This window comes from Streptomyces sp. NPDC005811, from assembly GCF_040630405.1.
In the GTDB taxonomy this organism is placed as follows: domain Bacteria; phylum Actinomycetota; class Actinomycetes; order Streptomycetales; family Streptomycetaceae; genus Streptomyces.
In genome coordinates this window covers 157,842-184,822 of sequence record NZ_JBEXXK010000015.1, presented here as the reverse complement: position 1 = coordinate 184,822, position 26,981 = coordinate 157,842, and the positions used below count along the sequence as shown (strand labels likewise).

The 26,981-nt window shown below is 73.2% G+C and carries 20 protein-coding genes and 1 riboswitch; of the genes, 9 read left to right on the top strand and 11 right to left on the bottom strand.

All coding sequences use genetic code 11. The features are described from left to right. Positions 1–262: 262 nt before the first annotated feature. A complete protein-coding gene (locus ABZ490_RS18495; protein WP_358990894.1) occupies positions 263–1,069 on the top strand; it encodes a hypothetical protein in 807 nt (268 codons plus the stop codon). A gap of 45 nt (positions 1,070–1,114) precedes the next feature. On the opposite strand, the gene ABZ490_RS18490 is transcribed toward ABZ490_RS18495, so the two are convergent. Further along, positions 1,115–2,689: a DUF6350 family protein gene (locus ABZ490_RS18490; RefSeq protein ID WP_358990892.1), complete on the bottom strand. Its 1,575-nt coding sequence runs from the start codon at positions 2,687–2,689 to the stop codon at positions 1,115–1,117. 123 nt (positions 2,690–2,812) lie between these two features. Here ABZ490_RS18490 and ABZ490_RS18485 point away from each other — a divergent pair, with 123 nt between their 5' ends. Then, positions 2,813–3,640, top strand: coding sequence for an RNA polymerase subunit sigma-70 (locus ABZ490_RS18485; protein ID WP_358990889.1), 828 nt, complete (start codon positions 2,813–2,815; stop codon positions 3,638–3,640). 87 nt (positions 3,641–3,727) lie between these two features. Here the strand turns inward: ABZ490_RS18485 and sucD are convergent, their stop codons facing one another. From sucD to ABZ490_RS18450, 7 genes are all read right to left on the bottom strand, one after another. Continuing rightward, on the bottom strand, positions 3,728–4,612 hold the full coding sequence (gene sucD, locus ABZ490_RS18480; protein ID WP_358990887.1) for a succinate--CoA ligase subunit alpha: 885 nt from the start codon (positions 4,610–4,612) through the stop codon (positions 3,728–3,730). Positions 4,613–4,633: 21 nt separating this feature from the next. Next, on the bottom strand, positions 4,634–5,812 hold the full coding sequence (gene sucC / locus ABZ490_RS18475; RefSeq protein ID WP_358990884.1) for an ADP-forming succinate--CoA ligase subunit beta: 1,179 nt from the start codon (positions 5,810–5,812) through the stop codon (positions 4,634–4,636). A gap of 450 nt (positions 5,813–6,262) precedes the next feature. Continuing rightward, the gene (locus ABZ490_RS18470; protein WP_358990881.1) at positions 6,263–6,670 is read right to left on the bottom strand and encodes a hypothetical protein; all 408 of its coding nucleotides are present in this window, start codon (positions 6,668–6,670) and stop codon (positions 6,263–6,265) included. Positions 6,671–6,815: 145 nt separating this feature from the next. Beyond that, on the bottom strand, positions 6,816–7,376 hold the full coding sequence (locus tag ABZ490_RS18465; protein ID WP_358990879.1) for a hypothetical protein: 561 nt from the start codon (positions 7,374–7,376) through the stop codon (positions 6,816–6,818). A gap of 462 nt (positions 7,377–7,838) precedes the next feature. Beyond that, positions 7,839–9,002, bottom strand: coding sequence for a VWA domain-containing protein (locus ABZ490_RS18460; RefSeq protein WP_358990876.1), 1,164 nt, complete (start codon positions 9,000–9,002; stop codon positions 7,839–7,841). Further along, positions 8,999–11,569 carry a DUF5682 family protein gene (locus tag ABZ490_RS18455; RefSeq protein ID WP_358990873.1) on the bottom strand — a complete coding sequence of 857 codons (2,571 nt, stop codon included), beginning with the start codon at positions 11,567–11,569 and terminating at the stop codon, positions 8,999–9,001. Before ABZ490_RS18455 ends, ABZ490_RS18460 begins: the two co-directional genes overlap by 4 nt. A gap of 306 nt (positions 11,570–11,875) precedes the next feature. Beyond that, positions 11,876–13,006 (bottom strand): AAA family ATPase, encoded by a 1,131-nt coding sequence (locus ABZ490_RS18450; protein ID WP_358990870.1) that lies wholly within the window; start codon positions 13,004–13,006, stop codon positions 11,876–11,878. Between the two features lie 168 nt (positions 13,007–13,174). On the opposite strand from ABZ490_RS18450, the gene ABZ490_RS18445 reads away from it, so the two are divergent. Further along, complete coding sequence (locus ABZ490_RS18445) at positions 13,175–14,536, top strand: SWIM zinc finger family protein (protein ID WP_358990867.1); 1,362 nt, start codon at positions 13,175–13,177, stop codon at positions 14,534–14,536. Between the two features lie 125 nt (positions 14,537–14,661). Next, on the top strand, positions 14,662–16,290 hold the full coding sequence (locus ABZ490_RS18440; protein WP_358990957.1) for a DUF5691 domain-containing protein: 1,629 nt from the start codon (positions 14,662–14,664) through the stop codon (positions 16,288–16,290). A 35-nt stretch (positions 16,291–16,325) separates the two neighbouring features. Here ABZ490_RS18440 and ABZ490_RS18435 read toward each other — a convergent pair whose 3' ends face one another. Then, the gene (locus ABZ490_RS18435; protein ID WP_358990864.1) at positions 16,326–16,742 is read right to left on the bottom strand and encodes a cobalamin B12-binding domain-containing protein; all 417 of its coding nucleotides are present in this window, start codon (positions 16,740–16,742) and stop codon (positions 16,326–16,328) included. A 353-nt stretch (positions 16,743–17,095) separates the two neighbouring features. On the opposite strand from ABZ490_RS18435, the gene ABZ490_RS18430 reads away from it, so the two are divergent. Further along, on the top strand, positions 17,096–18,010 hold the full coding sequence (locus ABZ490_RS18430) for an alpha/beta fold hydrolase (RefSeq protein WP_358990861.1): 915 nt from the start codon (positions 17,096–17,098) through the stop codon (positions 18,008–18,010). A gap of 257 nt (positions 18,011–18,267) precedes the next feature. Next, positions 18,268–19,788 (top strand): M23 family metallopeptidase, encoded by a 1,521-nt coding sequence (locus ABZ490_RS18425; RefSeq protein WP_358990858.1) that lies wholly within the window; start codon positions 18,268–18,270, stop codon positions 19,786–19,788. Positions 19,789–19,868: 80 nt separating this feature from the next. Here ABZ490_RS18425 and pcrA read toward each other — a convergent pair whose 3' ends face one another. Then, positions 19,869–22,364: a DNA helicase PcrA gene (pcrA, locus tag ABZ490_RS18420; RefSeq protein WP_358990856.1), complete on the bottom strand. Its 2,496-nt coding sequence runs from the start codon at positions 22,362–22,364 to the stop codon at positions 19,869–19,871. Positions 22,365–22,595: 231 nt separating this feature from the next. Beyond that, positions 22,596–22,771: riboswitch (cyclic di-AMP (ydaO/yuaA leader) on the top strand. Positions 22,772–22,778: 7 nt separating this feature from the next. Here pcrA and ABZ490_RS18415 point away from each other — a divergent pair. Continuing rightward, the gene (locus ABZ490_RS18415) at positions 22,779–23,948 is read left to right on the top strand and encodes an NlpC/P60 family protein (RefSeq protein WP_358990853.1); all 1,170 of its coding nucleotides are present in this window, start codon (positions 22,779–22,781) and stop codon (positions 23,946–23,948) included. Positions 23,949–24,039: 91 nt separating this feature from the next. After that, positions 24,040–25,047: a tellurite resistance/C4-dicarboxylate transporter family protein gene (locus ABZ490_RS18410; protein WP_358990850.1), complete on the top strand. Its 1,008-nt coding sequence runs from the start codon at positions 24,040–24,042 to the stop codon at positions 25,045–25,047. On the opposite strand, the gene ABZ490_RS18405 is transcribed toward ABZ490_RS18410, so the two are convergent. Then, entirely contained in the window at positions 25,025–25,378 is a 354-nt protein-coding gene (locus tag ABZ490_RS18405) for a hypothetical protein (RefSeq protein ID WP_055632905.1), read from the bottom strand. The genes ABZ490_RS18410 and ABZ490_RS18405 overlap by 23 nt on opposite strands. Before the next feature lie 512 nt (positions 25,379–25,890). On the opposite strand from ABZ490_RS18405, the gene ABZ490_RS18400 reads away from it, so the two are divergent. After that, positions 25,891–26,973 carry an NlpC/P60 family protein gene (locus tag ABZ490_RS18400; protein WP_358990847.1) on the top strand — a complete coding sequence of 361 codons (1,083 nt, stop codon included), beginning with the start codon at positions 25,891–25,893 and terminating at the stop codon, positions 26,971–26,973. Positions 26,974–26,981 lie beyond the last annotated feature (8 nt).

The following is a 26,981-nucleotide window of genomic DNA, read 5'->3' as shown; positions in this document are numbered from 1 at the left end:
GGCGACGACATGCGACGTACGACTTGTACGTTCGTACGAATGCATCGCGCCCCCGGATACGGGGAAGCCTACGAAGCAGCCGACCGTCAGCAACGATACCGGCACACGGGGCAGCCCCCACGGGACGGGGGCGTGGCCGGAAGGTAGCGTCTGCGAGGAGTGGCACCGGGAACGCGGTGCCCGCGCGGTGCGTTCCTCCTTCGAGAGCTCACCGAAAGCCGAAGCTGGACCGTCGTATCACCTAGGGGAAGACGCACACTTGATGCCGGACCGCAGCCTGCGACTCCACCCGCTCCCCCCGCAGCCCGTGCCGGGAGAGCGCGGCGCCCTGCTGCGCGAGCGCCCGTCGTCGCCTCCCGAGTCCGACAAACCCCGGGAAGGCTCTCCCCAGGGCGGTTCTCCCCAGGGCGACGAGGACAACCCCTTCGCTCCGCCGCCCGAGGGCACTCCCGACCGCCCCTGGCAGCCCCGCCGCCCGGCGAACGGCGGCGGCGAGAACCCGGCCCCCTGGGGCCCGCCGCCCGGCGCGGGCGACTCCCCCGACGGCGGCCGCTCCCCCTGGGGCGGCCACTGGAGCGACCAGCAGCCCGGCCGGTCCAACGGCGGCGGCTTCGGCGAACGCCCGGGCGGCGGCGGTGGCCCGGAGGGCCCGAACCCCCCGCCCAACCCCCGCTGGGACCCCACCGACCCGGCCCAGCGCCGCGCCCGGTACGCGCTGCTGTCCGGCATGTGGGCCTTCTTCTTCGCCCTCTTCGGCTGGCCGTACGTGGCCCTGCTGCTCGGCGCCCTCGCCCTGAACTGGGGCATCAGCGCGCTGCGCACCAAGCCCCGCACCCCCGACCCCGACACCCCGGCCGCCCCCACGGGCCGCCCCCAGACGACCGCCGCCATCAGCGGCCTGGTCACCGCCTCCCTGGCGCTCGCCCTGGTGGCCATGACCTTCACCGCGCAACTCGTCTACCGCGACTACTACACCTGCACCAAGGACGCCCTCACCAACGAGGCCCGGCAGTCCTGCAGCGACCTCCTCCCGAAGGAACTGAAGGGCATCCTGGGCGCGAACGCGTAGGGGCTGCGCCTTTCGACCCGTCCGGCGTTCGAGGACGAGGCCCCTTCAGGGCCGATCGGGGGTCAAGGGGGCGGAGCCCGCCGGCGGGGGCGGGACAAGCGGCTCCTCGCCGTCCGCCGCCTCCCGCAGCGCGGCCCACCGGACCTCCCGGGCCTCCTTCCCGTGCCACCCGGGCCCGCCCGACGGCACCCCCGTGTCCGGCTCCGCCCCGCCCTCCACCACGTCGAAGTCGTACGGCTCACCCCCGGGCTCCGGCTCCGACGGCACCTCGGCGTCCCCCTCCCGCCCGACCACGGCTCCCGCTTCCGTCCAAGAGAACTCCCTGACCCCCCGCCCCCGCCGCCGTCGCGCCCACAGCCCCACCGGCACCCCCACCCCCACCACCCACACCACCGCCGCTCCCCCCATCTGCCACCCCACCGGCCCGAACCGAGCCATCGCCCCCACCCCCAACGGCCCACCGGCCAACGCCCCGAGCACAGCCATCACCACTCCGCACCCCACCCCCGCCGCGGCCACTCCCCCAACGGTCCGCCACCGCGACCACGCCTCCACCGGCGCCTGAGCGACCCCGCCGCCGGACCCGGCCGCCGCGCTCCCCACGAACACCCCCACCACCACCCCGGCCAGCACCGGCACCACCCCGGCCGCCCAGTTCCACACCGTCCCGGCCCCCGCCTCCGGCACCGCCGCCAGCAGCGGGAACGGCGGCAGCAAGGGCGCCGGATCGGACCCCAGCGGCGACACCACGTGCCCCACGCCCAGCACACAACCAGGGCCCACCGCGTACGCGGCCCCCCACACCGCCGCGTTCGGCACCAGCGCCAGACACAGCAGCAGCACCGCGAACCGCCCCGACCACCCCTCCGTCAGCTGCAGGAACGCCTCCCGGGCGGCGCCCGCGTGCCACACCGACGACACCGCCACCAGCAACGCCCCGCCCCCCACCAGGGCCACGGCCCCGGCGCCCGCCGCCCGCGCGGCCACCGCATTCCACTCCGCCCCGTCCCGCCGGGGCACCACGCGTCCGAAGAGCTCCAGCGGCCTCCCGCACGCCGACCACACCCCCACCCCGGCCGCGACCACGGCCACCGCCGGCACACCCACCACGGTCCACCCCCACGAGGGCCGCAGCGCGCCCCCGGCGGCATACCAGGCCGCCCCGATCCCCACCCCGAGATACCCGGCCACGACCCCCACCCAGGCGGTCCGCGGATCGACCGGCTCGGCCCGACCGTCGCCCCCGCCCCCGCCCTCACCCCCGTCCTCGCTCTCCTCATCCCCCTCGACCGCGTCCCGGGCGGCCCGGTGCACCAGCCACACCGGCAGCACCAGCAGCAGCAACGGCGTCACCCCGACCGGCGCGGGGACCCCGGACAGCGTGTCGGTGCGCACCAGTTCCGCCCCGTGCGCCAGCAGCCACAGCGCGGCGGCGACATGCAGCGCCCCGCCCGGCCCGCTGTCCGGATACGGCGAGCTGATCCACAGCACCATCACCAGCACGGCGAACACCGCGAGCCCCAGCCCGGCGGCCAGCACCCCGCCCAGCATGGAGGCCACGAGCCCCGGTGAGTGATCACGCAGACGGGAGGAGAGCGAAGACGGCGTCACGCCCGCCATGGTCCCAACGACACGCGCTTTACCGGCGTAACAGGCGAACCCTCGCCGTGTCACTCAATATACGTTTATGTTCTTTTTCGTACGAAGCAGCTACCGGCGCCGCCGCAAGCCGGAGGCGTACGCGTGAAGAACCCGGCTCCCTCCCTCTCCACCCGGCTGACGCCCGCTCAGGCCTTCGACGCGCTGTACGCGTTCTGCGCCCCCGCCCTCGTACGCCAGACCTACCTTCTCTGCGGCCGCCGCGAGCTCGCCCGGGAATCCGTCGAACGGGCCTTCCAACTCGCCTGGCAGCGCTGGCCCGAGGTGGCCGTCGACCGTGACCCGGCGAGCTGGGTCCGGGCCGCCGCGCACGAGTACGCGCTCTCCCCCTGGCACCGGTTCCGCCCCCGCTTCCGGCAGCCCGAACCACCGCCCGCCGACGCCGCCGACCGCGCGCTGCTCGCCGTACTCCTCACGCTCCCGCCGTCGTACCGCCGTACGGTCCTCCTCTACGACGGTGTCGGCCTCGATCTGCCGGAGACGGCGGCGGAGACGGAGGCGAGCACACCGGCGACCGCGCGCCGCCTGCTGCACGCGCGGGGGACCCTCGCCGCGTCGCTCCCCCGGCTGGCCGATCCGGCCGCGCTGCACGAGCGGCTCGCCGAGGTGGCCTCGGCGCAACGGCTGCGCGCGGCCCGCCCCGCGACCGTCCGGGCGGGCGGCGAGGCCCGCGCCCGCTTCTGGACCCGGGCGGCGATCGCCTTCACGGTGGCGATCATCGGCGCGACGGCCCTGACCGTGCACACGGCCCCCACGCGGTACGACCCGCCGGTCCCCCCGGGCAAGACGGTCCGGGGAGTCCCTCCGGAGGCGGCTCCGGGGACCCTGTCGAAGAAGCAGACGGCACTGCGGAAGAAGCTCCGCTCGAACCCGGCGAGCGGTCCCGAACGCCTCGCACCCCAGCCGCGCTGACGGCCCGGCCGGGCCCGGCCCGGGGAAACGCCGTGGGCCCGCCCCCCATCCGGGGAACGGGCCCACAAGCGTTCAGCCAGGAGCTGTTCAGCCGGCGAGGATCTCGCGCGCCAGCTTCGCCGTCTCGGTGGGCGTCTTGCCCACCTTCACGCCGGCGGCCTCGAGGGCCTCCTTCTTCGCGGCGGCCGTACCGGAGGAGCCGGAGACGATGGCGCCGGCGTGGCCCATGGTCTTGCCCTCGGGCGCGGTGAAGCCCGCGACGTAGCCGACGACCGGCTTCTTCACGTTGTCCTTGATGAAGGCCGCGGCACGCTCCTCGGCGTCGCCGCCGATCTCACCGATCATCACGATCAGGTCGGTGTCGGGGTCGGCCTCGAACGCGGCGAGCGCGTCGATGTGGGTCGTACCGATGACGGGGTCGCCACCGATGCCCACCGCCGACGAGAAGCCGATGTCACGGAGCTCGTACATCATCTGGTACGTCAGCGTGCCGGACTTCGAGACCAGGCCGATACGGCCCGGCTTGGTGATGTCGCCCGGGATGATGCCGGCGTTCGACTGGCCGGGGGTGATGAGACCCGGGCAGTTCGGGCCGATGATCCGGGTCTTGTCGCCCTTGGACACGGCGTACGCGTAGAACGCGGCCGAGTCGTGGACGGCGATGCCCTCGGTGATGACGACCGCGAGCGGGATCTCGGCGTCGATGGCCTCGACGACGGCGGCCTTGGCGAAGGCCGGCGGCACGAAGAGCACGGACACGTTGGCGCCCGTCTTCTCCATGGCCTCGGCGACCGTGCCGAAGACCGGGATCTCGTTGCCGTCGATGTCGACGGACGTGCCGGCCTTGCGGGGGTTCACGCCGCCGACGATGTTCGTGCCGTCGGCCAGCATGAGCTTGGTGTGCTTCATGCCCGTGGCACCGGTCATGCCCTGGACGATGACCTTGCTGTCCTTGTTGAGGAAGATAGCCATGGCTGTGGTGTCCCTCGTCCCTTACTTCGCAGCCGCGAGCTCGGCGGCCTTGTCGGCCGCGCCGTCCATGGTGTCCACGCGCTGGACCAGCGGGTGGTTGGCGTCGGAGAGGATCTGACGACCCAGCTCGGCGTTGTTGCCGTCCAGACGCACGACGAGCGGCTTGGTGACGTCCTCGCCGCGGTCCTCCAGGAGCTTCAGCGCCTGGACGATGCCGTTGGCGACCTCGTCGCACGCGGTGATGCCGCCGAAGACGTTGACGAAGACGGACTTGACGTCCGGGTCGCCGAGGATGATCTCCAGGCCGTTCGCCATGACGGCCGCGGAGGCGCCGCCGCCGATGTCGAGGAAGTTGGCGGGCTTGACGCCACCGTGGTTCTCACCGGCGTACGCGACCACGTCGAGGGTGCTCATGACGAGACCCGCGCCGTTGCCGATGATGCCGACCTCGCCGTCGAGCTTGACGTAGTTGAGGTTCTTCTCCTTGGCGGCGGCCTCCAGCGGGTTCGCGGAGTCCTTGTCCTGGAGCGCCTCGTGCTCGGGCTGACGGAACTCGGCGTTCTCGTCCAGGGAGACCTTGCCGTCGAGGGCGATGACGTCACCGGAGGCGACCTTCGCCAGCGGGTTGACCTCGACCAGGAGGGCGTCCTCCTCGACGAAGGTCTTCCACAGGGTGACCAGGACGTTCTCGACCTTGTCGGCGACCTCGGCCGGGAAGTTCGCGGCCTCGACGATCTGGCGGGCGACCTCGGGGGTCACGCCGACGTTGGCGTCGATCGGCGTCTTGGCGACGGCCTCGGGGCGGGTCTCCGCCACCTCCTCGATCTCCATGCCGCCCTCGACGGACGCGATGGAGAGGAAGGTGCGGTTCGCACGGTCCAGGAGGAAGGAGACGTAGTACTCCTCCACGATCTCCGGAGCCGTCTCGGCGATCATCACCTTGTGGACCGTGTGGCCCTTGATGTCCATGCCGAGGATGTTGGTCGCGTGCTCGACCGCCTCGTCGGCGGTGGCGGCGAGCTTCACGCCACCGGCCTTGCCACGGCCGCCGACCTTCACCTGGGCCTTGACGACGGACTTGCCACCGAGACGCTCGGTGGCTGCGCGGGCCGCCTCAGGCGTGTCGATGACTTCACCGGCCAGCACCGGTACATCGTGCTTGGCGAAGAGGTCCCTCGCCTGGTACTCGAACAGGTCCACGCGCTTCCGTCCCTATCAGTGATCTCGCGGTTCGTTGGATGCGTGGGCGTGCCGCGATGGGCAACGTGACGTCCGCATGTGTCACAGGGGAGGCGCACACGGTGTCCGAGCGCGCGGCATGTCCGTCTCGCAGGTTATCGCTGCTTGCGGGGGGCCTCTAAATCGCGGGTCACACCTGAGCGGTGATACCTGTCACATGATGTCGCGCTCACTGGCACGCAGTGTCGCGCGTGCGGGGCCTCACCGGGTTGGGGTCGACCCGGTGAGGCCCCTTGACCAGCCCTTCGAGGGGCCGGGGGCGAGCGATCCCCACCCCGATGGGGATCCCTCGCCCTCCTCCACGAGGCTCCGCCCGGACCGTCCGACGGCTTTCGGCCATCCGGGAGCGTCACATCACGGAGAGAACGGGGAGCGCCGAGAGGGCGCTCGGGGGAAACGCCGGCGGAGCGCTCAGACGCCGTACGCCGGGTCGTCCGTCCGCCCGGTCAGGCCGTGCGCGCACCGCTCGACGGCGCTGACGCCGCTGACGCCGCTGACGGCACCGGCGGTCCCATCGGCGTAGGGCCGCACCTCGTCGATCACAGGGACGGCAGGGACGGCGGTGGCTGCGGGGAAGACGGGGGCTGCGGGGAAGACGGGGGCGATGGAGGCCATCAGGGCGAAGGTGGAGAGCGGCTTGCGGCCGGCCGCCCGCAGTGCCTGGTCCGCTCGGGCGGCCCGGGCGCCCAGGATGACCTGGACGGCACCGCTCCGCGCCCGGGCCGCGGCCCTGGACCTGATGTGGGTGACGGGGGCGTTGTCCGTGATCGTCGAGGTCACGTCGGTGGCAACGGGGAAACGGCGGATGTTCTTGTCCATGCGTACGTCAGATCCTTATGGGGGTTCCGAGGCTTCGGAAGGCTGAGGGACGTTCCGGCGCCGGAGCGAGAGGGCTCCGGGCGGGTGGGCAGACCTGTTCCACCCCCGCGCGGCAGGTCTGCGACGAGGGAAGGGCTGCCCGGTCCTAGCCGGGGAAGACCGGAACGTCCCGGTGCCTGTCCCGGGTCCCGGCGGCGTCCGAGCGCTCTGCACCGCCGGCCACCAGCGGCACCGCGATCCGGTGGGACGCGGTCACGGCATGCGCGTCGCCGTGCCGCGACGCGCCGCCGTCTAGCGCGGAGGAACCGCCCAGCAGACCGCTGGGCACGCCGCCCGGGGCCCGGTGCGCGGGAGCCTGCCCGGCGCGGGCGGGCGCCGGGTCGTGGTGCGCGACCGCACGCAGACCGGCCGCGCCACCGAGGACGGCGGGGCGCACGGGCCCGTACGACACCATGGCCGCGTCGGCCGCCTCGTGCCGCGGGGAGACGTGCCGGGACCGGTGCCAGTCGGGCGACGAGGTCACCGGGGAGTCCGGCGCGGGCGCCTGGGTGACCGGCACGGGAAGGGGCTGCGCCGGGTCGGAGGACGGCTCGGAGCCGTCCGGCAGGCCCTCCGTCGGATCCGGCAGCTCCGACAGGACGGGAAGGGCCGGCAGGTCCGACAGGACGGGCAGATCCGAAGTGGCCTGTGCCACCTGCTCGGTCACCGCTGTCACGACCTCGCGAACGGGCCCCAGGACACGGTCGGCATGCACCGCCGGAAGGGAGGCCGGAACCGGAACCGGAACCTGGACCGAAACCTGAACCGGCGCCTCAACCGAAACCTGAGCCTCGGCCGTCCCTGAAAGAACGGCCGTCACATCCGTCTGCGTGCCCTCCGCCGCCTGCGCCTGTCCTCCACAGAGAACGCCGAACGCGACCAACCCGCCTACCAGCAGCGCCAGTTGCAGCGCACGCCGCCCGACCGCCTCACGCAGAACGCGCAGAACGGCACCAGGCAGAACGGCGGGCAAGGTCAAGAAGGGAGGATCCTCCCGTGCGAGGAACATGTGAGCGAACACGTCGGAGAACGTGCGAGCGAACGTGCGCCGATCCTTGCACGCGCGTCCCGTGGTGACGCAACTCCCGTATGCCCCATGTCCCTTTTGCGGACGCGGATGTCGCGGGAGTCACACGGCGTCCGGCACGGGAAGCGGACGCTTCTCGATCGCCGCCGCCATCACCTCCGGGAACAGGTCGGGGGTGCAGGCGAACGCCGGTGCGCCCAGCGCCGCGAGCGCGGCGGCGTGCTCCCGGTCGTAGGCCGGAGCCCCCTCGTCCGACAGCGCGAGCAGCGCCACGAACTGCACGCCCGACGCCTTCATGGCCGCGACCCGCTTCAGCATCTCGTCGCGTATGCCGCCCTCGTACAGGTCGCTGATCAGCACGACGACCGTCTCGGCGGGCCGGGTGATCCGCGACTGGCAGTAGGCGAGCGCCCGGTTGATGTCCGTACCGCCGCCGAGGCGGGTGCCGAAGAGGACGTCGACCGGATCGGCCAGCCGGTCGGTGAGGTCGACGACGGCCGTGTCGAAGACGACGAGCCGGGTGTCGAGGGACCGCAGGGAGGCGAGCACCGCCCCGAACACGGAGGCGTGCACCACGGAGGCCGCCATCGATCCCGACTGGTCGACGCAGAGGACGACCTCCTTCTTCACGGACCGCGCCGCCCGCCCGTGTCCCACCAGCCGCTCCGGCACGACCGTCCCGTGCTCGGGCAGGTAGTGCCTGAGGTTGGCGGCGATGGTGCGGTTCCAGTCGATGTCGTGGTGGCGTGGCCGGTGGACACGGGCACTGCGGTCCAGGGCACCGGTGAGACCGGCCCGGGTCCGGGTGGCGAGCCGCTTCTCCAGGTCCTCGACCACCTTGCGCACGACGGCCCGCGCCGTCTCCTTCACCGTCTCCGGCATCGCCTGGCTGAGCGAGAGCAGCGTGCCGACGAGATGGACGTCGGCCTCGACCGCCTCCAGCATCTCCGGCTCCAGCAGCAGCGCCGACAGCCCGAGCCGGTCGATGGCGTCACGCTGCATCACCTGCACGACGGAGGTGGGGAAGTACGTCCGGATGTCCCCGAGCCAGCGCGCCACGGACGGCGCCGACGCCCCGAGCCCCGCCGAACGGTCCCGTCCCGCCGCCGGTCGCTCCGCCGTCCCGTAGAGCGCGGTGAGCGCCCCGTCCATCGCGGCGTCCCGCCCGGACAGCTCCCGCCCGGTCCCGTCCGCCCCGTCCCCGCCGAGCACCAGCCGCCACCGCCGCAGCCGCTCCTGAGCCGCGCCACCCGCCTCGACCGTCATCCGCCCACCCCTGCCAGATCGCCATCGGAACTACCGTCAAAGCCACCGTCAAAGCCACCGTCAAAGCCACCGCCAATGCCACCGTCAACGCGGCCGTCGGGGCCGTCGGGGCCGTCACCGGACGGGTGCTCGGAGGTGTCGCCGGTTGGGTGGTCGGAGGTGCGTCTGGAGGTGTCACCGGAGGAGCCGTCGGTGCCGTCCAGCCCCAGCAGCAGCCGCACCACCGGCAGCACCGCGCCCGCCCGCTCCTCGTCCAGCCCGGCCGCGAACCCGGGCACGCCCGCCCCCGGCCGCACCGCGCCCGCCCGCTTCCCCGGCCCCCGCCGGACCAGTTCACCGAGCGCTCTGCGCACCCCCGGCTCATACGCCGAGAACGTCCGCCGCAGCAGCGGCAGCACATCTGTGAACGCCTCCGCCGGCACCCCCGTGAGCCAGCCGTCCACCAGCGCGAGCAGCCGCTCGTCGTGCACGAGCAGCAGCCCTCCCCCCGAACCGCCGCCGACGAAGCCCTCGATCCACGCGGCCGCGTCCCCCGGCGGTGTCCCCGGCGACAGCGCGAGCCCCATGAGCCGGGCCGCCTCCTCCTGCCCCACCTCCCCGTCGTCGAGCAGCAGCCGCACCGCACGCCCCCGTACGACGCCCGCGACCCGGTCCCGCCCGGACAGCACCCTCAACACCGCCCGCCAGCGCGCCCGCAGATCGGCGCGGTGCGCGAGCGGGCCGTCCGCGGCCGGGGTGATCCCGTCGGCGCCCGGTGCCGCCGTCTCCTCCAGCAGCCCCACCGCCCCGTGCACCGCGTCCACATGACGCCGCATCTCCTCCGCCGCGTCCGCGTCCAGGCCGGTGCAGGCCGGGGGCAGACCGACGAAGATCCGTTCGGCGAGACCGGTGGCGACCTCCGCCAGCGCGCCGGTGTCGGTGCCGCGCACGTCGCCGTAGCGCAGCGAGCGGACCAGGGCGGGCAGTGCCTCGGCGAGCCGGCCGACGTCCGTGTCGAGCGCCGCCCGGTCGGCGAGGACCCGCATCACGACGGACAGCGCGTCCGGGAGACCGGCCGCCAGACAGCGTTCGGCGAGCGCGGTCACCTCGGCGAGGTCACGCGCAGACACGGCGTCCGCCTCGGCCCTGGCGGTCGCCGCGGCCCCTACGGTCGTCCCCCACACGCCCGCCTCGGCGACCCGCACGGACAGTTCCGGTTCCCAGCGCAGCCGCCAGGTCTCCCGGAAGGTCCCCGTACTGCCCCGCGAGGCCACCGGTTCGCCCCAGGGCACGCCCAGCAGCCGCAGCCGGTGCAGCAGTCTGCTGCGCCCGGCGTCGGTGTCCTTGCGCAGATCGAGCTCCGCCTCCCGCTCCGCCGCCTCCGGCTTCAGCCGCAGCCGCCGCTGGGCCCGGTCGAGGTCGCGCTGCAGCGGCACCGCGGGCGCGCCGGCCGGTACCTCCCCGAGCACGTCCCCGACCACGAGCCGGTCCCGCACCAGCGCCAGCGGCACGTCCGACCCGTCGCCCAGCACGGCCCGCACCGCGTCGGTGGTCTCGCTCAGTCCGGCCAGCGGACGGCCGCGCAGTACGGCGAGCGTCTCGGCGAGCCGGACCGCCTCGATGACATGCGCCGGGGACACGATCCGGTCCTCGGCCCGCAGCAGCCCGGCCACCTTGGTCAGCCACCGCTCGACCGGCCGGTCCGGCGCACCGAACAGGTGCGCGTACCAGCCGGGCGAGTCGATGCCCGCCCCGTATCCCCCGTCCCGGGCCAGCCTGCGGTGGTTCCACGGCACCCAGGTCAGCTCGGCCCTGACCTTGGCGAGCCCCTTCAGCAGGGCCCGGTCGTCGGTGACGGCGGCCTTGCGGCGCAGGGCCGGCACATGCCAGGCCCCGCACACCACGGCCACGCCGCCGTCCCCGAACTCCCGCTGCGCCGCCCGCACTCGGAGCCGCATATGCGCCTCCCGCACCAGGTCGCGGTCCCCTTCCGCGCCCTCGTACGTCTCCCGCACCGCCGTCATCGCCTCCTCGACGGCGGCGAAGGGTGCGAGCGGGTCCCGCTCGCCTGCGCCCCGGTGCTCGACGACGTCCTCCCACCAGCGTTCGGCGTCGTCGTACCCGGCGGCCTCGGCCAGCGCGCCGAGCGGATCGATGCGCAGTGCACCGCCCGGCGCGTCGCTCCGTTCCTCCACGGCCGGTCCGTCCTCGGCCTCCGCCCGGCCTTCCCAGGCCAGGGTGTGGGCGGCGGGCAGGTCGATGAAGCGGGCCGGAACGCCCCGCTCCAGCGCCCAGCGCAGCGCCACCCACTCGGGGGAGAACTCGGCCATCGGCCAGAACGCCGAGCGTCCCGGCTCGTCGACGGCGTGGGCGAGCAGCGCGACCGGCGGCCGCATGTCCCGCCCGGCGGCGAGGGGGATCAGCGGGTCGGCCTCGGGCGGGCCCTCGATCAGCACGGTCCGCGGCCGGGCGGCCTCCAGCGCCGCCCGCACCGCCCGCGCCGATCCGGGTCCGTGATGCCGCACCCCGAGCAGCAGCGGCCACCGCGCGTCGCCACCCGACCGCCCGCTCTCCTGGATCCCCGTCATCGCTCACCCCCCTGTCGTCCCGTCCGTGTAATCAGATTCGTGTCATCGGATCCGTGTCGTCGGATCCGTGTCGTCGGATCCGTGTCCTCAGGTCCATGCCGTCATGTCCGTGACGCCCCGTCCGAGCCGTCACGGCCGAGTCCTCACGCCCGAGTCATCCCCCCGAGCCGTGCCGTCCGGGTCGTCGCTTCCGTGATCACGCACGCGGCCAGCGCGAGTCCTTGTCGTCGTTCATGCGGTTCATGTGCTCACCCCCCTTCGGTACCGGTCGCAACCGCGGCCATCTCGAGTCCTTGTCGTTCCGGTTCACGCACTCACCTCCCTGCAGGCGCGGTAGAGGTCGCCCCAGCCGTCGCGTTCGCGGAGCACCGTCTCCAGGTACTCCTGCCAGACGACCCGGTCGGCGGCCTGATCGCGGACGACCGCGCCGAGGATTCCCGCGGCGAGGTCGCCGGGCCGGAGCACACCGTCGCCGAAGTGCGCGGCCAGGGCGAGACCGCTGGTGACGACGGAGATGGCTTCGGCCGTGGACAACGTGCCGCTGGGAGACTTCAGCTTGGTTCGGCCGTCGCCGGTGATCCCGTCCCGCAGTTCGCGGAAGACGGTCACCACGCGACGGATCTCGTCGACCCCGTGCGGCACGGCCGGCAGCTCGAGGGAGCGGCCGATCTGGTCGACACGCCGTGCCACGATGTCGACTTCGGCGTCGACACTCGCCGGCAGCGGCAGCACCACCGTGTTGAAGCGGCGGCGCAGAGCGCTGGACAGTTCATTGACCCCGCGGTCCCGATCGTTGGCAGTGGCGATCAGGTTGAAGCCGCGAACCGCCTGAACCTCCTGCCCCAGTTCAGGTATCGGCAGCGTCTTCTCCGACAGGATGGTGATGAGTGTGTCCTGAACGTCGGCGGGGACGCGAGTCAATTCCTCGACGCGGACCGTCGCCCCCTCCCCCATGGCGCGCATGACGGGACTGGGGACGAGGGCGTCCCGGCTCGGGCCGTGCGCCAGCAGCTGCGCATAGTTCCAGCCGTAGCGGATGGCCTCCTCGGGGGTGCCCGCCGTGCCCTGCACAAGCAGGGTCGAGTCCCCGCTGACCGCCGCGGCCAGGTGCTCGGACACCCAGGTCTTGGCGGTTCCGGGCACGCCGAGCAGCAGCAGGGCGCGGTCGGTGGCGAGGGTGCTGACGGCCACCTCGACGATGCGGCGCGGGCCCACGTACTTCGGTGTGATCGCCGTGCCGTCGGGCAGGGTGCCGCCGAGGAGATAGGTGGCGACGGCCCACGGCGACAGCTTCCAACGGGCCGGGCGCGGCCGGTCGTCCTGGGCGGCGAGCGCGGCGAGTTCATCGGCGAAGGCGTGTTCGGCGTGCGGCCGCAACGCCTCCGCGGGTTGGGTCTGACCGGGTTTCACGAACGTCGGGTCTACGGACACGGACATGGCTGAGGTCCCCCTCCAGCTCGGCCGGTTCGGGTCTGGTGTCCACCGTGCACCACCCCACTGACAATGCGTTGCGACCTGCGGAAACGCTGCGGATCGGGGGTGTGGCGGGGGTGCGGCCGAGGCTCGCCGGGCCGATTGTCAGTGGGAGGGCCTACCGTCGACGACATGACTCAGCAGGAGGTGCGCTGGACCGCGGACCGGGTGCTGGCACTGGCGCCTGACTCCGCGTCACGCAAAGCCGGGAGCAAACTCGGCGTGGCCGGGGCGTGGTCCGGGACGGGCAGGTCGCGGGAGGGGACGGTGTGGGGGGTGTGCGACGGCAGCGGCGGCGTGGCGTACCGCACGGTCGTCGACACCTCGGACGCGCCCGGTGCCCCCGGCCCGGGGTTCGCGTGCAGCTGCCCGAGCCGCAAGGTCCCGTGCAAGCACGCGCTCGGTCTGCTGCTGCTCCGGTCGGCCGGGGAGGCGGCCGTCCCGGTGGGGCCGGCGCCGGACTGGGCCGAGAAGTGGATCGCGCGGCGGCAGGGGCGTACGCGGGAGAACGGGGAGGTGGGCGCGGCGGGTCCCGGCTCAGGACCGGCCGATCCGGAGGCGGCGCGCCGGAGGGCGGAGCGGCGCGCCGAGCGGATCACCGCGGGGGCTACGGAGCTGGAGCAGCGACTGGCCGATCTCCTGCGCTCCGGCCTCGCCTCGGCCGAGCAGGCGGGGTACGGGCTGTGGGAGGAGACGGCGGCCCGCATGGTCGACGCGCAGGCCCCCGGACTGGCGGCGCGGGTGCGGGAGTTGGGGTCGATCCCGGGGTCCGGCCCCGACTGGCCGGTCCGGCTGCTGGAGGAGTGCGCCCTGCTCCACCTCCTCGACCAGGGCTGGCTGCACCGTGAGCGGCTCCCGGACGCCCTGGCCGCCACGGTCCGCTCCCGTGTCGGCCTGACCGCCCGGCCGGCCGGGCCGCCGCTGCGCGACCACTGGCTGGTTCTCGCCCAGCACGACACGCCGGACCCGAAACTGACGACCCGCCGGATCTGGCTGCACGGCATCGCCTCGGGCCGCACGGCCCTCGTCCTCTCCTACGGCGCCGCCGGGCGCGCCCCCGACCTCGCGCTGCCGGTCGGTCTGGCCCTGGACGCGGAGCTGTCCGCCTATCCGGGCACCGGGCGGCGACGGGCGGCGCTGGGCGAGCAGTTCGCGCCACCGGCACCGACCACGGCCCGCCCGCCGGGAGTGACGACGGCCGGGGCGGCCGCGCTCTACGGCGCGTCGCTGCGCGACGACCCCTGGCAGGAGTCCGTCCCGGTGACCCTGGACGGCGTCGTGCCGACCCCGGACGGCCCGTCCTGGCAACTCGCCGACGCCGACGGGGACACGGCGCTTCCGCTCACCCCCGCGGCCGCCGCCCGCGCCGGGCTGTGGCGGCTGGTCGCCCTCTCGGGCGGGGCCCCGGTGACGGTGTTCGGCGAGTGCGGCCACCGGGGTTTCACCCCTCTGACCGCCTGGCCGGCCGGCCCCGGAGAGGCGGTCCGGCTGTGACCGAGGCAGATCCCGCCGTGCCCGAGACGGATCCGGCCGTGCCCGAGACAGATCCCGCCGTGCCCGAGACGGATCCCGCCGTGCCCGACACAGAGGGGACACCCCTGCACCCCACCCCGACACCCATCGCCGCGCCCGCCCCCACTCCCTTCACGGATCCTGCCCTCACCTGGGAGGACCTGGTCACCACGGCTCTCCTGGGCACGGACCGCCGTACGTCTCCCGCATCCGCCGCAGGCCGTCCGGCGCCGTCCGCGCTGCTGGACGCGGCGGCGGCCGAGACCGTACGGCGGCGGGCCGGGCTGCGTCCGGGCCGGGCCGCGACCCGCCCGGAACCGGCCCCCGCCGACCCTCGCCCCACGCTGCCCGCTCCGGCGGCCCGGAGACTCGCGCTGCTGCTCGCCGACCGGCCCGGCACCGGCGGAGCCGGGCGCAGGGGCACGGCACCGGACCTCGTGGAGCTGCTGCCCCAATGGCTGGCGTTGGCGAACGCGCACGGGTACGCGCCCCCCGCCGAGGCCCTGCCCGCGCTGCTCGACGCGGCACGCGGGCGTACGGATCTGCGTCCGGCGGCGCTGCGGTTCGCGGGCCCGCGGGCCCTGTGGCTGGCCCGGCTGAACCCGGAGTGGCGGTTCGCGCTGCGCGCCGCGCCGGGCGGGGACGCCTCGCTGCCGGGTCCGCAGGAGACCGGGCGGATCGAGAAGCTGTGGCAGGAGGGCCTGTTCGCCGAGCGGGTCGCCCTGCTCGCCTCGCTGCGCTCCCGGGCCCCCGGCGCGGCCCGCGCACTGCTGGAGTCGACCTGGCCGACGGAGCGCGCCGAGGACCGGCTGATGTTCCTCGACTCGCTGCGCGCGGGGCTCGGCGAGCGGGACGAGCCGTTCCTGGAGGCGGCGCTGGCGGACCGCAGCCGCAATGTGCGGGCGACGGCGGCCGAGTTGCTGTCGGCGCTGCCGGGTTCGGCGCTCGCCGGGCGGATGGCGGTCCGGGCCGGGGCGTGCGTGGCCGTCGACCACACCGGCGACACGCCGACGCTCGTCGTCGAGGCGCCCCATGCGTGTGACGCGGACATGGAACGCGACGGCGTCGCCCCCAAGGCCCCGGCCGGCCGGGGTGAGCGGTCCTGGTGGCTGGGCCAGTTGGTGGAGGCGGCCCCGCTCGCCGCCTGGCCGGCCCGGCTGGGCGGTCGTACCCCGGAGCGGATCGTGGCGCTCCCGGTGGCCGACGACTGGCTGGGCGAGCTGCACGCGGCCTGGTGCCGGGCCGCCGTACGGCAGCGGGACGCAGCCTGGTCGCGGGCGCTGCTCGGGCCGCCGTCCGCGCCCGGGGCGGGCGGCCCGGGCGCGGTCTCGCTCGCCGAGCGGGCCAAACTGCTGGGCACCCTGCCGGTGGGCGAACGAGCGGCGTGGGTGGCCGGGTTCATCGCGACGCACGGTCTGTCGGAGGCGTTCCAGCTGCTCGGCGTGTGCGCGGTGCCGTGGGCCGCGCCGCTCGGCCGTGCGGTGGTCGACGCCCTCAACATCGCGCGGGACGCCGGGAGTTACCCGTGGAGCTTCAGCGGGGTGATGGGCCTCGCCGAGCGCTGTCTCGACCCCTCGGAGGCTTCCCGGCTGGACGCCCTGCTCGCCGTGCCCGACGAATCGGAGGACGCGTCCCCCGGGGCCGGGGGCTACTGGGCGGAGGCGTTCCAGCGTCTGGGGACGACCTTGCGGCTGAGGGCGGTGATGGCACAGGAACTGGGAGCGGCCCCGCCGTGAGGGCGGCAGCCGGGCCGGCCGTCACCCATGGCCGTCTAGGCCTCCGTCGGCTGCCCCACGTTCTGCCGGACCCACTCCACGATCGCCGCCATGGTCGTCCCGGGGGTGAAGATCTCCGCGACGCCCTTCTCCTTCAGCGGGGCGATGTCCGCCTCGGGGATGATCCCGCCGCCGAAGACCAGGATGTCCGCGGCGTCCCGCTCCCGGAGCAGTCCGATCACCGCGGGGAAGAGCGTGTTGTGCGCCCCGGACAGGATGGACAGCCCGATCGCGTCGGCGTCCTCCTGGATCGCCGTGCCGACGATCTGCTCGGGGGTCTGGTGGAGCCCGGTGTAGACGACCTCCATGCCGGCGTCGCGCAGCGCCCTGGCGATCACCTTGGCGCCGCGGTCGTGGCCGTCGAGTCCGGGCTTGGCCACCACCACGCGGATCGGGCCGGATGCCACACGCATGACTGCCTCCCAGAAGCGACTCCGCCCGCTCTCGACGGCCCGGACACCCCGTGCCACACACCCGGGGAAGTGAACGAACGTTATCCCCAGCATCCCGCAACCGGCCGTTTCGTGGCATGGAGCAACGGGAAAATCACACGATGGGACAGTAACGGGAGCCGCACACGAGATCGCCGTACCGCCGCGCCGCAGACCGCGCGCCGCGGCGGTACGGCGCATCGGTGCCGGCGCGACCGACCCCCGGGGCCAAGGACCCCGCCGGCCGCCCGGCAGCCGATCTCCTCCGCCGCGACTTCCACGAGGGCACACGGGGGACAGAGACGTCCTCGGCGTGTGCCGACAGGAGGTCGGCGATGCAGGTCACCAGGGTGCTGCAGCCCTTTCTTCCGCTCTACCGGCGTCTGCTGCCGGACCTTCCGAGCCTTCCGAACATCCCCGGCAGGCTGGCCGGGCTCTCCACGGCCCTGCTGAAGGCCACCGTCCTGGACCTCGCGATCCTCGCCGGCCACCTCCTGCTCTACCCCTCCGGCATCGCCCAGGAGCGGCGTCGCGCCGCGCTTCCGCCCGGAGAGAACAACGCATCGAACAAAACTGGCACCGAGTGCCCCACACCGCTTCCCACCCCGGCCCCGCTCCCGGTCGTCCTGCTGCACGGTTTCATCGACAACCGCTCGGTCTTCGTGCTGCTGCGCCGCAGCCTCGCCCAGCACGGCAGGCACCGCGTCGAGTCGCTGAACTACTCGCCGCTGACCTGCGACATCCGTACGGCGGCCGAGCTGCTCGGGCGGCACATAGAGGAGATATGCGAGCGCACCGGCAGCGCCCGGGTCGATGTCGTCGGGCACAGCCTGGGCGGTCTGATCGCCCGGTACTACGTGCAGCGGCTGGGCGGTGACGTCCGGGTCCGCACGCTGGTCACGCTCGGTACCCCGCACGCGGGCACCAAGGCGGTGCCGCTGGCGAACGCGCACCCCATCGTGCGCCAGATGCGCCCCGGCTCGGAGGTCATCGAGGAGCTGTCCCGGCCCGCGCCCGGCTGCCGTACGCAGTTCGTCAGCTTCTGGAGCGACCTCGACCATCTGATGGACCCGCTGGAGACGGCCCGGATCGACCACCCCGACCTGCTCGCGCAGAACGTCCGGGTGACGGGAATCGGCCATCTCGCCCTGCCCGTGCATCCGGCGGTCGCGACCGGCATACGGCAGGCCCTCGACACCTCCGAGACGGCCACGGCCGACCCGCGCACCGGCGGTCTGACGGTGGCGTGAGACCCGCCCGGCAACCGTTCGAAGGGATTCGATAGACGTTCGAGACCCGCCTCGCCTCGAACAGTCTTCGAACATAAGGCCAAACCCGCGTCCGCCGTCCCCCGAAACACGGCCGATTGCCCGTTTCCTTCGAGCACGAAACCTGCGGAAGATTGTCGCGCCCGCATACCGCCGGGTACAGTCGCCGCACTGCTCTGGCAGCCCCTGTTGTCGAGGCGAGAGAGAAGTTGGTGAACGACCGTCACCCGTCGGGGACCATGACCACCCCGACTCCGGCTTCCGACGCCGACTCCGCGCCCTACGCGTCGTACGGCACCCAGGAAGCCTCGTACGACGGCTTCACCACGTACCACGGCTACGACACCGGCGCCCAGCACACCGGCCACTTCCCGGCCGACCCCCTCTACGGCGGTCTCCCCGGCGACGGCACCGCGAGCATCGGCGACAACGCCTACGGCACCGGGCAGTGGAACGTCGGCGCCCAGCCGACCGTGGTCGACACCGGCGGCCACCAGCTCCACGACACGAGCGGCCACCACGCCCTGCACTACGACCCGTACGCGGCCCAGCACCACGCCGCCTACGACTCGGGCGCCTACGACACGACCGGCTGGCCGACCGGCCACCAGCAGCTCCCGCTCGTACCGCCGCAGACCTCGGTGTCCGACACCGGCGGCCAGTGGGACGCGAACGCCTGGCTCCAGCCGGACCAGTCCGGCAACCCCGCCGACCAGACCCAGCACTGGGAGTGGGGCACCCAGATCTTCGAGACCGGCGCCTACGACGCCACGCAGTGGAACTCCGGCGGCGACAGCGAGACCGGCACCGCGTCCGACGCGTACGAGCAGCCGGCCGAGGTCCCCTTCGACCAGCAGGCCACCGCCACCTTCGAGGCGGTCGGCCACGACGAACAGGCTGCCGACGGCGGCGAGTTGTCCGCCACCGGCGAGCTTCCCGCGGTGTCCGAGCACCCCCTCCTGGACGACCAGGAGGAGATCGCGCCGGCGCCCGCCACCCGCGCGGCCGCCCGCAACTCGAGCCGCTCGCGCCGCCGTACGCCCCCGAAGCGCTCCGCGCTGCTCACCGTGGCCGTGCCCTCGGCGTGCGTGATGGGTGTCGCCGGCATCGCCGCGGCCTCCGTCGGCACGCTGACCGGCGGCGACGACAAGGACACCACGGCCACCGCCTCGGACGCGCAGCCGGTGAAGCCGTCCGCCGCCAACAACAAGCTGGACTCCCAGCTCGAGACGCTCAGTGCCGAGGCCGACAACTTCGCCGACCGGGCCAGCCGGACGCAGGAACGCATCGACCTCAAGGAACAGCAGGCGGCCGAGAAGAAGAAGGCGGCGGCGGAGGCGGCCCGCAAGGAGCGGCTGCGCCCGAAGTACGCCCTCCCGGTCGCCCAGCGCGGACTGAGCGCCTACTTCGGCCAGGCCGGCGTCAACTGGATGTCCCAGCACACCGGCATCGACTTCCCCGTCTCCTACGGCACGACGGTGATGTCGGCGACCGACGGCACCGTACGGACGCAGTGGAACAGCGCCTACGGCAACATGCTGATCGTGACGGCCAAGGACGGCACGGAGACCTGGTACTGCCACCTCTCCACCTACCGGGTCGCCTCCGGTTCGACGGTGAAGGCCGGCGATCCGATCGCCTACTCCGGGAACTCGGGCAACTCCACCGGCCCGCACCTGCACTTCGAGGTCCGGCCGGCCGGCGGTTCGCCGATAGACCCGCTGCCGTGGCTGCGCAGCCACGGGCTGGACCCGACGTAACGCCTCGACCGCCTGTGGTGCGATGAGCCCCCGAGCCCCCGCCATGCACGCGGGGGCTCACTCATGTGCGCTGCGGCTGTCTACAGCTTCTCGACCGGCGCGTACCGCAGCAGCAGCCGCTTGGGCTTGCTGTCGCCGAAGTCGATGGTCGCCTCCGCGTTCCCTCCCGTGCCCTTCACGCCGACGACCGTGCCCAGCCCGAACTGGTCGTGGGTGACGCGGTCACCGACGGCCAGCGCGACGACCGGCTTCTCCGTCGCGCCCCGGCGGGTCGCGAAGCCGGAGGCACCGGCGGCCGAGGAGCGCGAGCGGGACGAGGACAGCGAGGCCGCCACGCCGGACACCGGACCGGAGGACACGGGCGCGCTCGCCCCCGTCCGCTTCCAGTCCACATGGGTCGCCGGGATCTCCTCCAGGAACCGGGAGGGCGGGTTGTACGACGGCTGGCCCCAGGCGCTGCGCAGCGAGGACCGCGTGAGGTAGAGCCGCTCCCGCGCGCGCGTGATGCCCACATAGGCCAGGCGGCGCTCCTCCTCGAGCTCCTTGGCCTGGCCGAGGGCGCGCATGTGCGGGAACACGCCGTCCTCCATACCGGTGAGGAAGACGACCGGGAACTCCAGGCCCTTGGCGGTGTGCAGGGTCATCAGGGTGATGACGCCGGAGCCCTCCTCGTCCTCGTCGGGGATCTGGTCGGAGTCGGCGACGAGCGCGACCCGCTCCAGGAAGGCGGCGAGCCCCCCGGCGGCAGCGCCCTCCCCCTCGGCCTGCTCCTGCTCGAACTCCAGGGCGACAGCGGCGAGTTCCTGGAGGTTCTCGATGCGGGTCTCGTCCTGCGGGTCGGTGGAGGCCTGCAACTCGGCCAGGTAGCCGGTGCGTTCGAGCACGGCCTCCAGGACGGTCGCGGGGCCCGCTCCGGACTCGACGATCGTCCGCAGCTCCTCCATCAGCACGTTGAACCGCTTCACCGCGTTCGTCGACCGCGCGGCCATGCCGTAGGCCTCGTCGACGCGCTTGAGCGCCTGCGGGAAGCTGATCTTCTCGCGCTGGGAGAGGGCGTCGATCATCGCCTCGGCGCGCTCGCCGATTCCCCGCTTGGGGACGTTGAGGATCCGGCGCAGCGGGACGGAGTCCTCCGGGTTGGCGAGGACGCGCAGATAGGCCAGGACGTCCCGGACCTCCTTGCGCTCGTAGAAGCGGACGCCGCCGACGACCTTGTAGGGCAGGCCGACGCGGATGAAGACCTCTTCGAAGACACGGGACTGGGCGTTGGTGCGGTAGAAGACCGCGACATCGCCCGACCTGGCGTCGCCCGCGTCGGTGAGGCGGTCTATCTCGTCGGCGACGAACTGCGCCTCGTCGTGCTCGGTGTCGGCGACATAGCCGGTGATGCGCGCGCCCGCGCCCGCGTTGGTCCACAGGTTCTTGGGGCGGCGGGACTCGTTGCGCTCGATGACGGCGTTGGCGGCGGACAGGATCGTCTGCGTGGAGCGGTAGTTCTGCTCCAGCAGGATCGTCGTCGCGTCCGCGTAGTCCTCCTCGAACTGGAGGATGTTGCGGATCGTCGCGCCGCGGAAGGCGTAGATCGACTGGTCGGCGTCACCGACGACGCAGAGCTCGGCGGGCGGTATGTCGTAGTCGTTGGGCGGTACGTCGACCGGGTGCTCGGAGGTGCCGACCAGCTCCCTGACCAGGGCGTACTGGGCGTGGTTGGTGTCCTGGTACTCGTCGACGAGGACATGGCGGAAGCGGCGGCGGTAGTGCTCGGCGACATCGGGGAAGGCGCGCAGCAGATTGACCGTGGTCATGATCAGGTCGTCGAAGTCGAGCGCGTTGGCCTCGCGGAGCCGGGACTGGTACATCGCGTAGGCCTGGGCGAGGGTCTTCTCGAAGCCGTCGCCGGCCTGGGCGGCGAAGTCCTCCTCGTCGATCAGCTCGTTCTTCAGGTTGCTGATCTTGGCGCTGAAGGACTTCGGCGGGAAGCGCTTGGGGTCGAGGTCCAGGTCGCGGCAGACCAGGGCCATCAGCCGCTTGGAGTCGGCGGCGTCGTAGATCGAGAAGGAGGACGTGAAGCCGAGCTTCTTCGACTCGCGCCGCAGGATCCGCACGCACGCGCTGTGGAAGGTCATCACCCACATGGCGTTCGCGCGCGGGCCGACGAGCTGCTCGACGCGCTCCTTCATCTCGCCCGCGGCCTTGTTGGTGAAGGTGATCGCGAGGATCTGGCCCGGGTGGACGCCGCGCTCGGCGAGGAGGTGGGCGATGCGGTGGGTGAGCACACGGGTCTTGCCGGAGCCGGCGCCGGCGACGATGAGCAGGGGGGTGCCGGCGTGGACGACGGCCGCGCGCTGGTTGTCGTTGAGCCCCTCCAGGAGGGCGGCGGCGTCGATCGCCGGGCGGGGGGCGCCGTCGCGGTAGTAGGCGTCCCGGTCCGGGGGCGCGTCGAACTTCCCGCCGAACAGATCGTCCGGAAGCGACTCCGGAACGTGATCGTCCTCGGGCGGCGGCGGGGATTCCTCCTCATGGCCCGCGGGGGCCTGGAGGTTCGCCAGGAAGCTGTCGTCAAAGAGGCTGCTCATCGCTCTCCGAGTCTAGGGTGCCCCACTGACAACGCGCGGCCGTCCCCCGAACATCCCCGCCCTCACCTTCCGAGGCGGCGATATCACAGCACGTGATCCCATGTCCCGGCTTTGCGCAAGGTAACAAAAATGTATCGGGCATATCGCCCATCAACCTTCACACGGGCCACACGAGTTGGCTACCGTTCCGGGCAGGCCACGCGGATCCCCACCGGCGAACCTCGCCGGGCCGTACGGCCTCCGCCGAGTCCGGTGCGCCCCCTGTGAGGCAGCCGGAGCCGGGGACCCACCGAGACCCCGGGGTGAATCGGCCCGACTTCCCCAGCGGGAGACGGCCGTAGGGCGCCCTTCCGAACCATCCGCCCGAACCCGACAGCTAACCCGGTAGGCGGACGATGGAAGGAGTCGCCTCTCTTGGCGTCGCAGCACCGCAAGCCGCGCTTCAAGGGCAACCGCGCGGCAGGCATACGCACGCCCGCCCTGGCCACCGCCGCGCTCACCTCCGTGGCCCTGCTCTCCCAGTCGGCGAACGCCGCCCCCTCCGACGACGGCAAGCCGAGCCTGGAGGAGGTCGAGAAGAAGGTCGACGACCTCTACCGCCAGGCGGAGTCGGCGACCGAGAAGTACAACGCCGCCAAGGAGAAGACGACCAAGCAGCGCAAGCAGGTGGACGGTCTCCTCGACGACGTCGCCCGGCGCACCCAGAAGCTCAACGAGGCGCGCGAGGAACTCGGTTCCTTCGCCGCCGCCCAGTACCGCACCGGTGCCTCCGCGCCCGACACGGCGACGTTCCTGCTGGCGGACTCCCCGCAGGACTACTTCGACCAGACGCAGCTGATGGGCCGGCTGACCGACCGCCAGAAGGGCGCCGTCGACGACTACGTCACCGAGCAGTCGGAGACGATGCGCAAGCGCCAGGAGGCCGCCGAGAGCCTGGCGACGCTCAACGACGCCCAGAGCGACCTGAAGACCGCCAAGGCCTCCGTCCAGAAGAAGCTCGGCGACGCGCGCGAGCTGCTGGCGCAGCTGACGGCCCAGGAGAAGGCGCGGCTGGCGGAGATCGAGAAGCAGAAGCAGGAGGAGGCCGCGCGCGAGGCGGCCGAGCTGGCACGGCAACAGGCGGCCCAGGCCGCCCAGCAGGACACCGGCACGTCCTCCTCTTCGTCGTCTTCGACTTCTTCTTCGTCTTCTTCCTCGTCCTCGTCGTCGTCGGACGCCTCGTACACCACCAAGGCCGAGAAGGCGCTCGCGTTCGCCCGTGCGCAGATCGGCAAGCCGTACGTCTGGGGCGCCACCGGCCCCGACTCCTACGACTGCTCCGGCCTCACCCAGGCCGCCTGGAAGGCCGCCGGCGTCTCCCTGCCGCGCACCACGTACGACCAGGTGAACGCCGGCACCACCGTCTCCCTCGCCGACGCCCGCCCCGGTGACCTGGTCTTCTTCTACGACGACATGAGCCACGTCGGCATCTACATCGGCAACGGCATGATGATCCACGCCCCGAAGCCGGGCGCGTACGTGCGCGAGGAGTCGATCTACTACGACGGCGAGTCGGGCATCCACAGCGTGGTCCGCCCGGCCTGAGCCCTGTGCGGGCACACGCGTGCAGGTCGTTTTTTGCGACTACGCGCGTGTGCCGCCGCGTGAGCCGCCTCACGTCCCTAGCATCGGGCCCATGCCCGGCACCTCCTCCCTTCGCGCCTGGTGGGCGCGGCGTCCGCCGGCGGCCGGAGCCGCCGTGCTGGCCACCGGCATCCTGTCGATCGGCCTGCGCCTGGCGAGGCACGAGGTCCTGTCCCACGCCGCGCTGGCGCTGGCCGCCGCCGCCTGGGTGGCGCTGGCCGCAGACTTCGCCGTACGCCTCCTGTGGGAGCGCCGGCGCTGGCTGGCCGAGGCGGCCACACCGGCCGGGCTGACCGCGGTGGCCGCCACGACCGTGCTCGGCACGGGCGTCTCGGCGCTGGGCCGGCAGTCCTTGGCCTGGGCGCTGGTGGCGCTGGCGGCCGTACTGTGGCCGGTGCTGATGACGGATGTCGTACGGCAGCTCGCCCGCCGCGTCCTGAGCCACCGGGCCCGCCGGTTGCCCGGAGCCGTGTTCCTGTGCTGCGTGGCCACCCAGGGGCTCGCGGTGCTGGGCGCGACCCTGGCGAAGGCCGAGAGCCTCTCCTGGCCCGCGCACACCGCGCTCGTGCTGTTCTGGCTCGGCCTGCTGCTCTACGTGGGCATGCTCATCCTGTTCGACTGGCGGCAGGTCACCGAGGGCGCCGGGGACCAGTGGGTGGCCGGCGGGGCGCTCGCCGTCTCGGCGCTCGCGGGGGCGCGGCTCATCGACGCGGACCACGCGCTGTACCTGTGGAACGCCGACGACCGGGGCGTCCTGCGCGGGATGACGATCGCGCTGCTCGTCCTCGCCCTCGTCTGGTACGCCGTCCTGCTCGCCGCCGAGGTGCTCCGGCCACGGCCGCGCTACGACGTACGGCGATGGGCGACCGTGTTCCCGCTGGGGATGACGGCGGTGGCGACGATGTCCGTCGCCACCGCCGCCGACGTCCCGGGGCTGAAGGGGCCCGGGGAGGTGCTGCTGTGGGTCGCGGTGGCGGCCTGGCTGGCGGTCGCCACGGCGGCCCTGATCACCGGGTTCGGCGGATCCGTCGGGGCTGTCAGGTCCACAGGACGGCGATGAAGATGTTCGCCACGGTCAGCAGGCCCACCAGGCCGAACAGCGGCTTCTCCACCTTCTCGTCGTCCCGCTTCACATAGACCAGGCCGAGGATCACCACCAGCAGCGCCAGCTTCACCCCGATCTTGATGTTGTTCAGGGGCTGGTCGTCGGCCTGGTTGAGGCCGACCAGGATCACCCCGGTGACCAGCATGGTCGCGGCGCCGTGCAGCATCGCGGGGACGAAACGGGCCGTGCCCTGGCCCATCGCCTTCATCTGGGTGAGGAAGCCGCCGAGGAGCGCGGCGATGCCGATGATGTGGAGGCCGACGAAAAGATGGATGAGTACGTCCATGAGGCCGGATGCTAATCAGCCCGGCTCCCGCGACCCGACACCGGCCCCCACCTCCCGGCACCGGCCCTCCCCCGGTGCCGGCACTCGCATATATGCGTCCATAGCATCCCGCCACGCCGGGCCGCCCCGGAATCGCGGCATCGATCATCGCGCCGCGCGAACCCGACGCCCCCGGCCCGGCCCGCCGTGCAGAAACTGTCAGCCGGTGGTCCGCTCATGCCTTTTCCGCACATCAGGTCACCGACCCGACACCGCCGGGCCTAGCGTCCTGCCCCAGGTGACCGGCTCCCCACCGCCGCCCGGCCAGGGGCGGCAGTCGGACACCACCGCCGAGAAGGTCCGGCGGCGTCCCGCTCCCCCTGTGCGGGCCGCCGCCGGACACGTCAGCGCCTCCCTCGGTCGTCCGTCCGCTCCCCCGACGGCCGAGGGGCCGCCTGACAGCCGTGGGTCCGTCCTGACGACGGTCGACGCCCCCGGCCGAGGCGGTCGTACGAAAGGACGTGCAGTCCCACGTGGCAGCGCACCGCAAGCCCCGACAGCGCTCGCTCGGCGGCCAGACGGCCCGTACGGCGTTCACCCTCGCCCTCGCGGGCGCGGCGACCGCCACGGCCTTCGACGGAACCGGCCAGGCCGAGCCCCAGCTGACCACCGCACAGGTCAAGGTCAAGGTGGACAGGCTGTACCAGGAGGCGGAGACGGCCACCGAGCAGTACAACGGCGCGCAGGAGAAGGCCACCGCCGCCGAACAGCGTCTGCGGACCCTGCGGGACGAGGCGGCCCGCAAGGAGGAGAAGCTGAACGAGGCACGGGAGGCCCTGGGCACGATCGCGGCGGCGCAGTACCGCAGCGGCGGCCTCGACCCCGCCGTGCAACTGGCGCTCTCCGACGACCCCGACCAGTACCTCGACGGCGCCGCCTTCGCCGAACGCGCCGGCGACCGCCAGTCCGCCGCCGTCACCCGCGTGGGCCGGCAGTTGCGCGAGATCGAGCAGCTGCGCGGCGCCGCCCGCCTCGAACTGTCCTCCCTCAAGGCCCGCAAGGCGGAGCTGAAGGAGCACAAGAAGACCGTCACCGACAAGCTCGACGCGGCCCGCGGTCTGCTCTCCCGGCTGACGGCGGCGGAACGGGCCCGGATCGCGGCCGACCTGGGCGGCGGCACCGGAACGGCCGACCGCGCCTCACGCGCTTCGTCCGGCGCCCGCGCCCCCCTCCGGGCGCCCGGCACGGCCACCGCCGCCGCACCCGACTCCCGCGCGGCGGCGGCCGTTTCCTTCGCCTACTCCAAGCTCGGCAGCCCCTACGTCTGGGGCGCCACCGGCCCCGACGCCTTCGACTGCTCGGGCCTGGTCCTCGCCGCCTACCGCTCCGCCGGGGTCTCCCTGCCCCGCACGACCTACGCCCAGATCGGCATCGGCCGACGCGTCCCCCGCTCCGAACTCCGCCCCGGCGACCTGGTGTTCTTCTACTCCGGCATCACCCACGTCGGCCTCTACATCGGCAACGGCAAGATGATCCACGCCCCGAACCCCTCGGCCCCGGTACGCATCGCCCCCATCGACGAGATGCCGTTCGCGGGCGCGACCCGGGTGGTGTGAGGCAGGTG

Excerpts from the sequence above, each read along its gene's own strand:
- ABZ490_RS18495 (WP_358990894.1), top strand. The coding sequence starts at position 263 with ATGCCGGACCGCAGCCTGCGACTCCACCCGCTCCCCCCGCAGCCCGTG.
- ABZ490_RS18490 (WP_358990892.1), bottom strand. The coding sequence starts at position 2,689 with ATGGCGGGCGTGACGCCGTCTTCGCTCTCCTCCCGTCTGCGTGATCAC.
- sucD (WP_358990887.1), bottom strand. The coding sequence starts at position 4,612 with ATGGCTATCTTCCTCAACAAGGACAGCAAGGTCATCGTCCAGGGCATG.
- ABZ490_RS18470 (WP_358990881.1), bottom strand. The coding sequence starts at position 6,670 with ATGGACAAGAACATCCGCCGTTTCCCCGTTGCCACCGACGTGACCTCG.
- ABZ490_RS18460 (WP_358990876.1), bottom strand. The coding sequence starts at position 9,002 with ATGACGGTCGAGGCGGGTGGCGCGGCTCAGGAGCGGCTGCGGCGGTGG.
- ABZ490_RS18455 (WP_358990873.1), bottom strand. The coding sequence starts at position 11,569 with ATGACGGGGATCCAGGAGAGCGGGCGGTCGGGTGGCGACGCGCGGTGG.
- ABZ490_RS18450 (WP_358990870.1), bottom strand. The coding sequence starts at position 13,006 with ATGTCCGTGTCCGTAGACCCGACGTTCGTGAAACCCGGTCAGACCCAA.
- ABZ490_RS18445 (WP_358990867.1), top strand. The coding sequence starts at position 13,175 with ATGACTCAGCAGGAGGTGCGCTGGACCGCGGACCGGGTGCTGGCACTG.
- ABZ490_RS18435 (WP_358990864.1), bottom strand. The coding sequence starts at position 16,742 with ATGCGTGTGGCATCCGGCCCGATCCGCGTGGTGGTGGCCAAGCCCGGA.
- ABZ490_RS18430 (WP_358990861.1), top strand. The coding sequence starts at position 17,096 with ATGCAGGTCACCAGGGTGCTGCAGCCCTTTCTTCCGCTCTACCGGCGT.
- ABZ490_RS18425 (WP_358990858.1), top strand. The coding sequence starts at position 18,268 with ATGACCACCCCGACTCCGGCTTCCGACGCCGACTCCGCGCCCTACGCG.
- pcrA (WP_358990856.1), bottom strand. The coding sequence starts at position 22,364 with ATGAGCAGCCTCTTTGACGACAGCTTCCTGGCGAACCTCCAGGCCCCC.
- ABZ490_RS18410 (WP_358990850.1), top strand. The coding sequence starts at position 24,040 with ATGCCCGGCACCTCCTCCCTTCGCGCCTGGTGGGCGCGGCGTCCGCCG.
- ABZ490_RS18405 (WP_055632905.1), bottom strand. The coding sequence starts at position 25,378 with ATGGACGTACTCATCCATCTTTTCGTCGGCCTCCACATCATCGGCATC.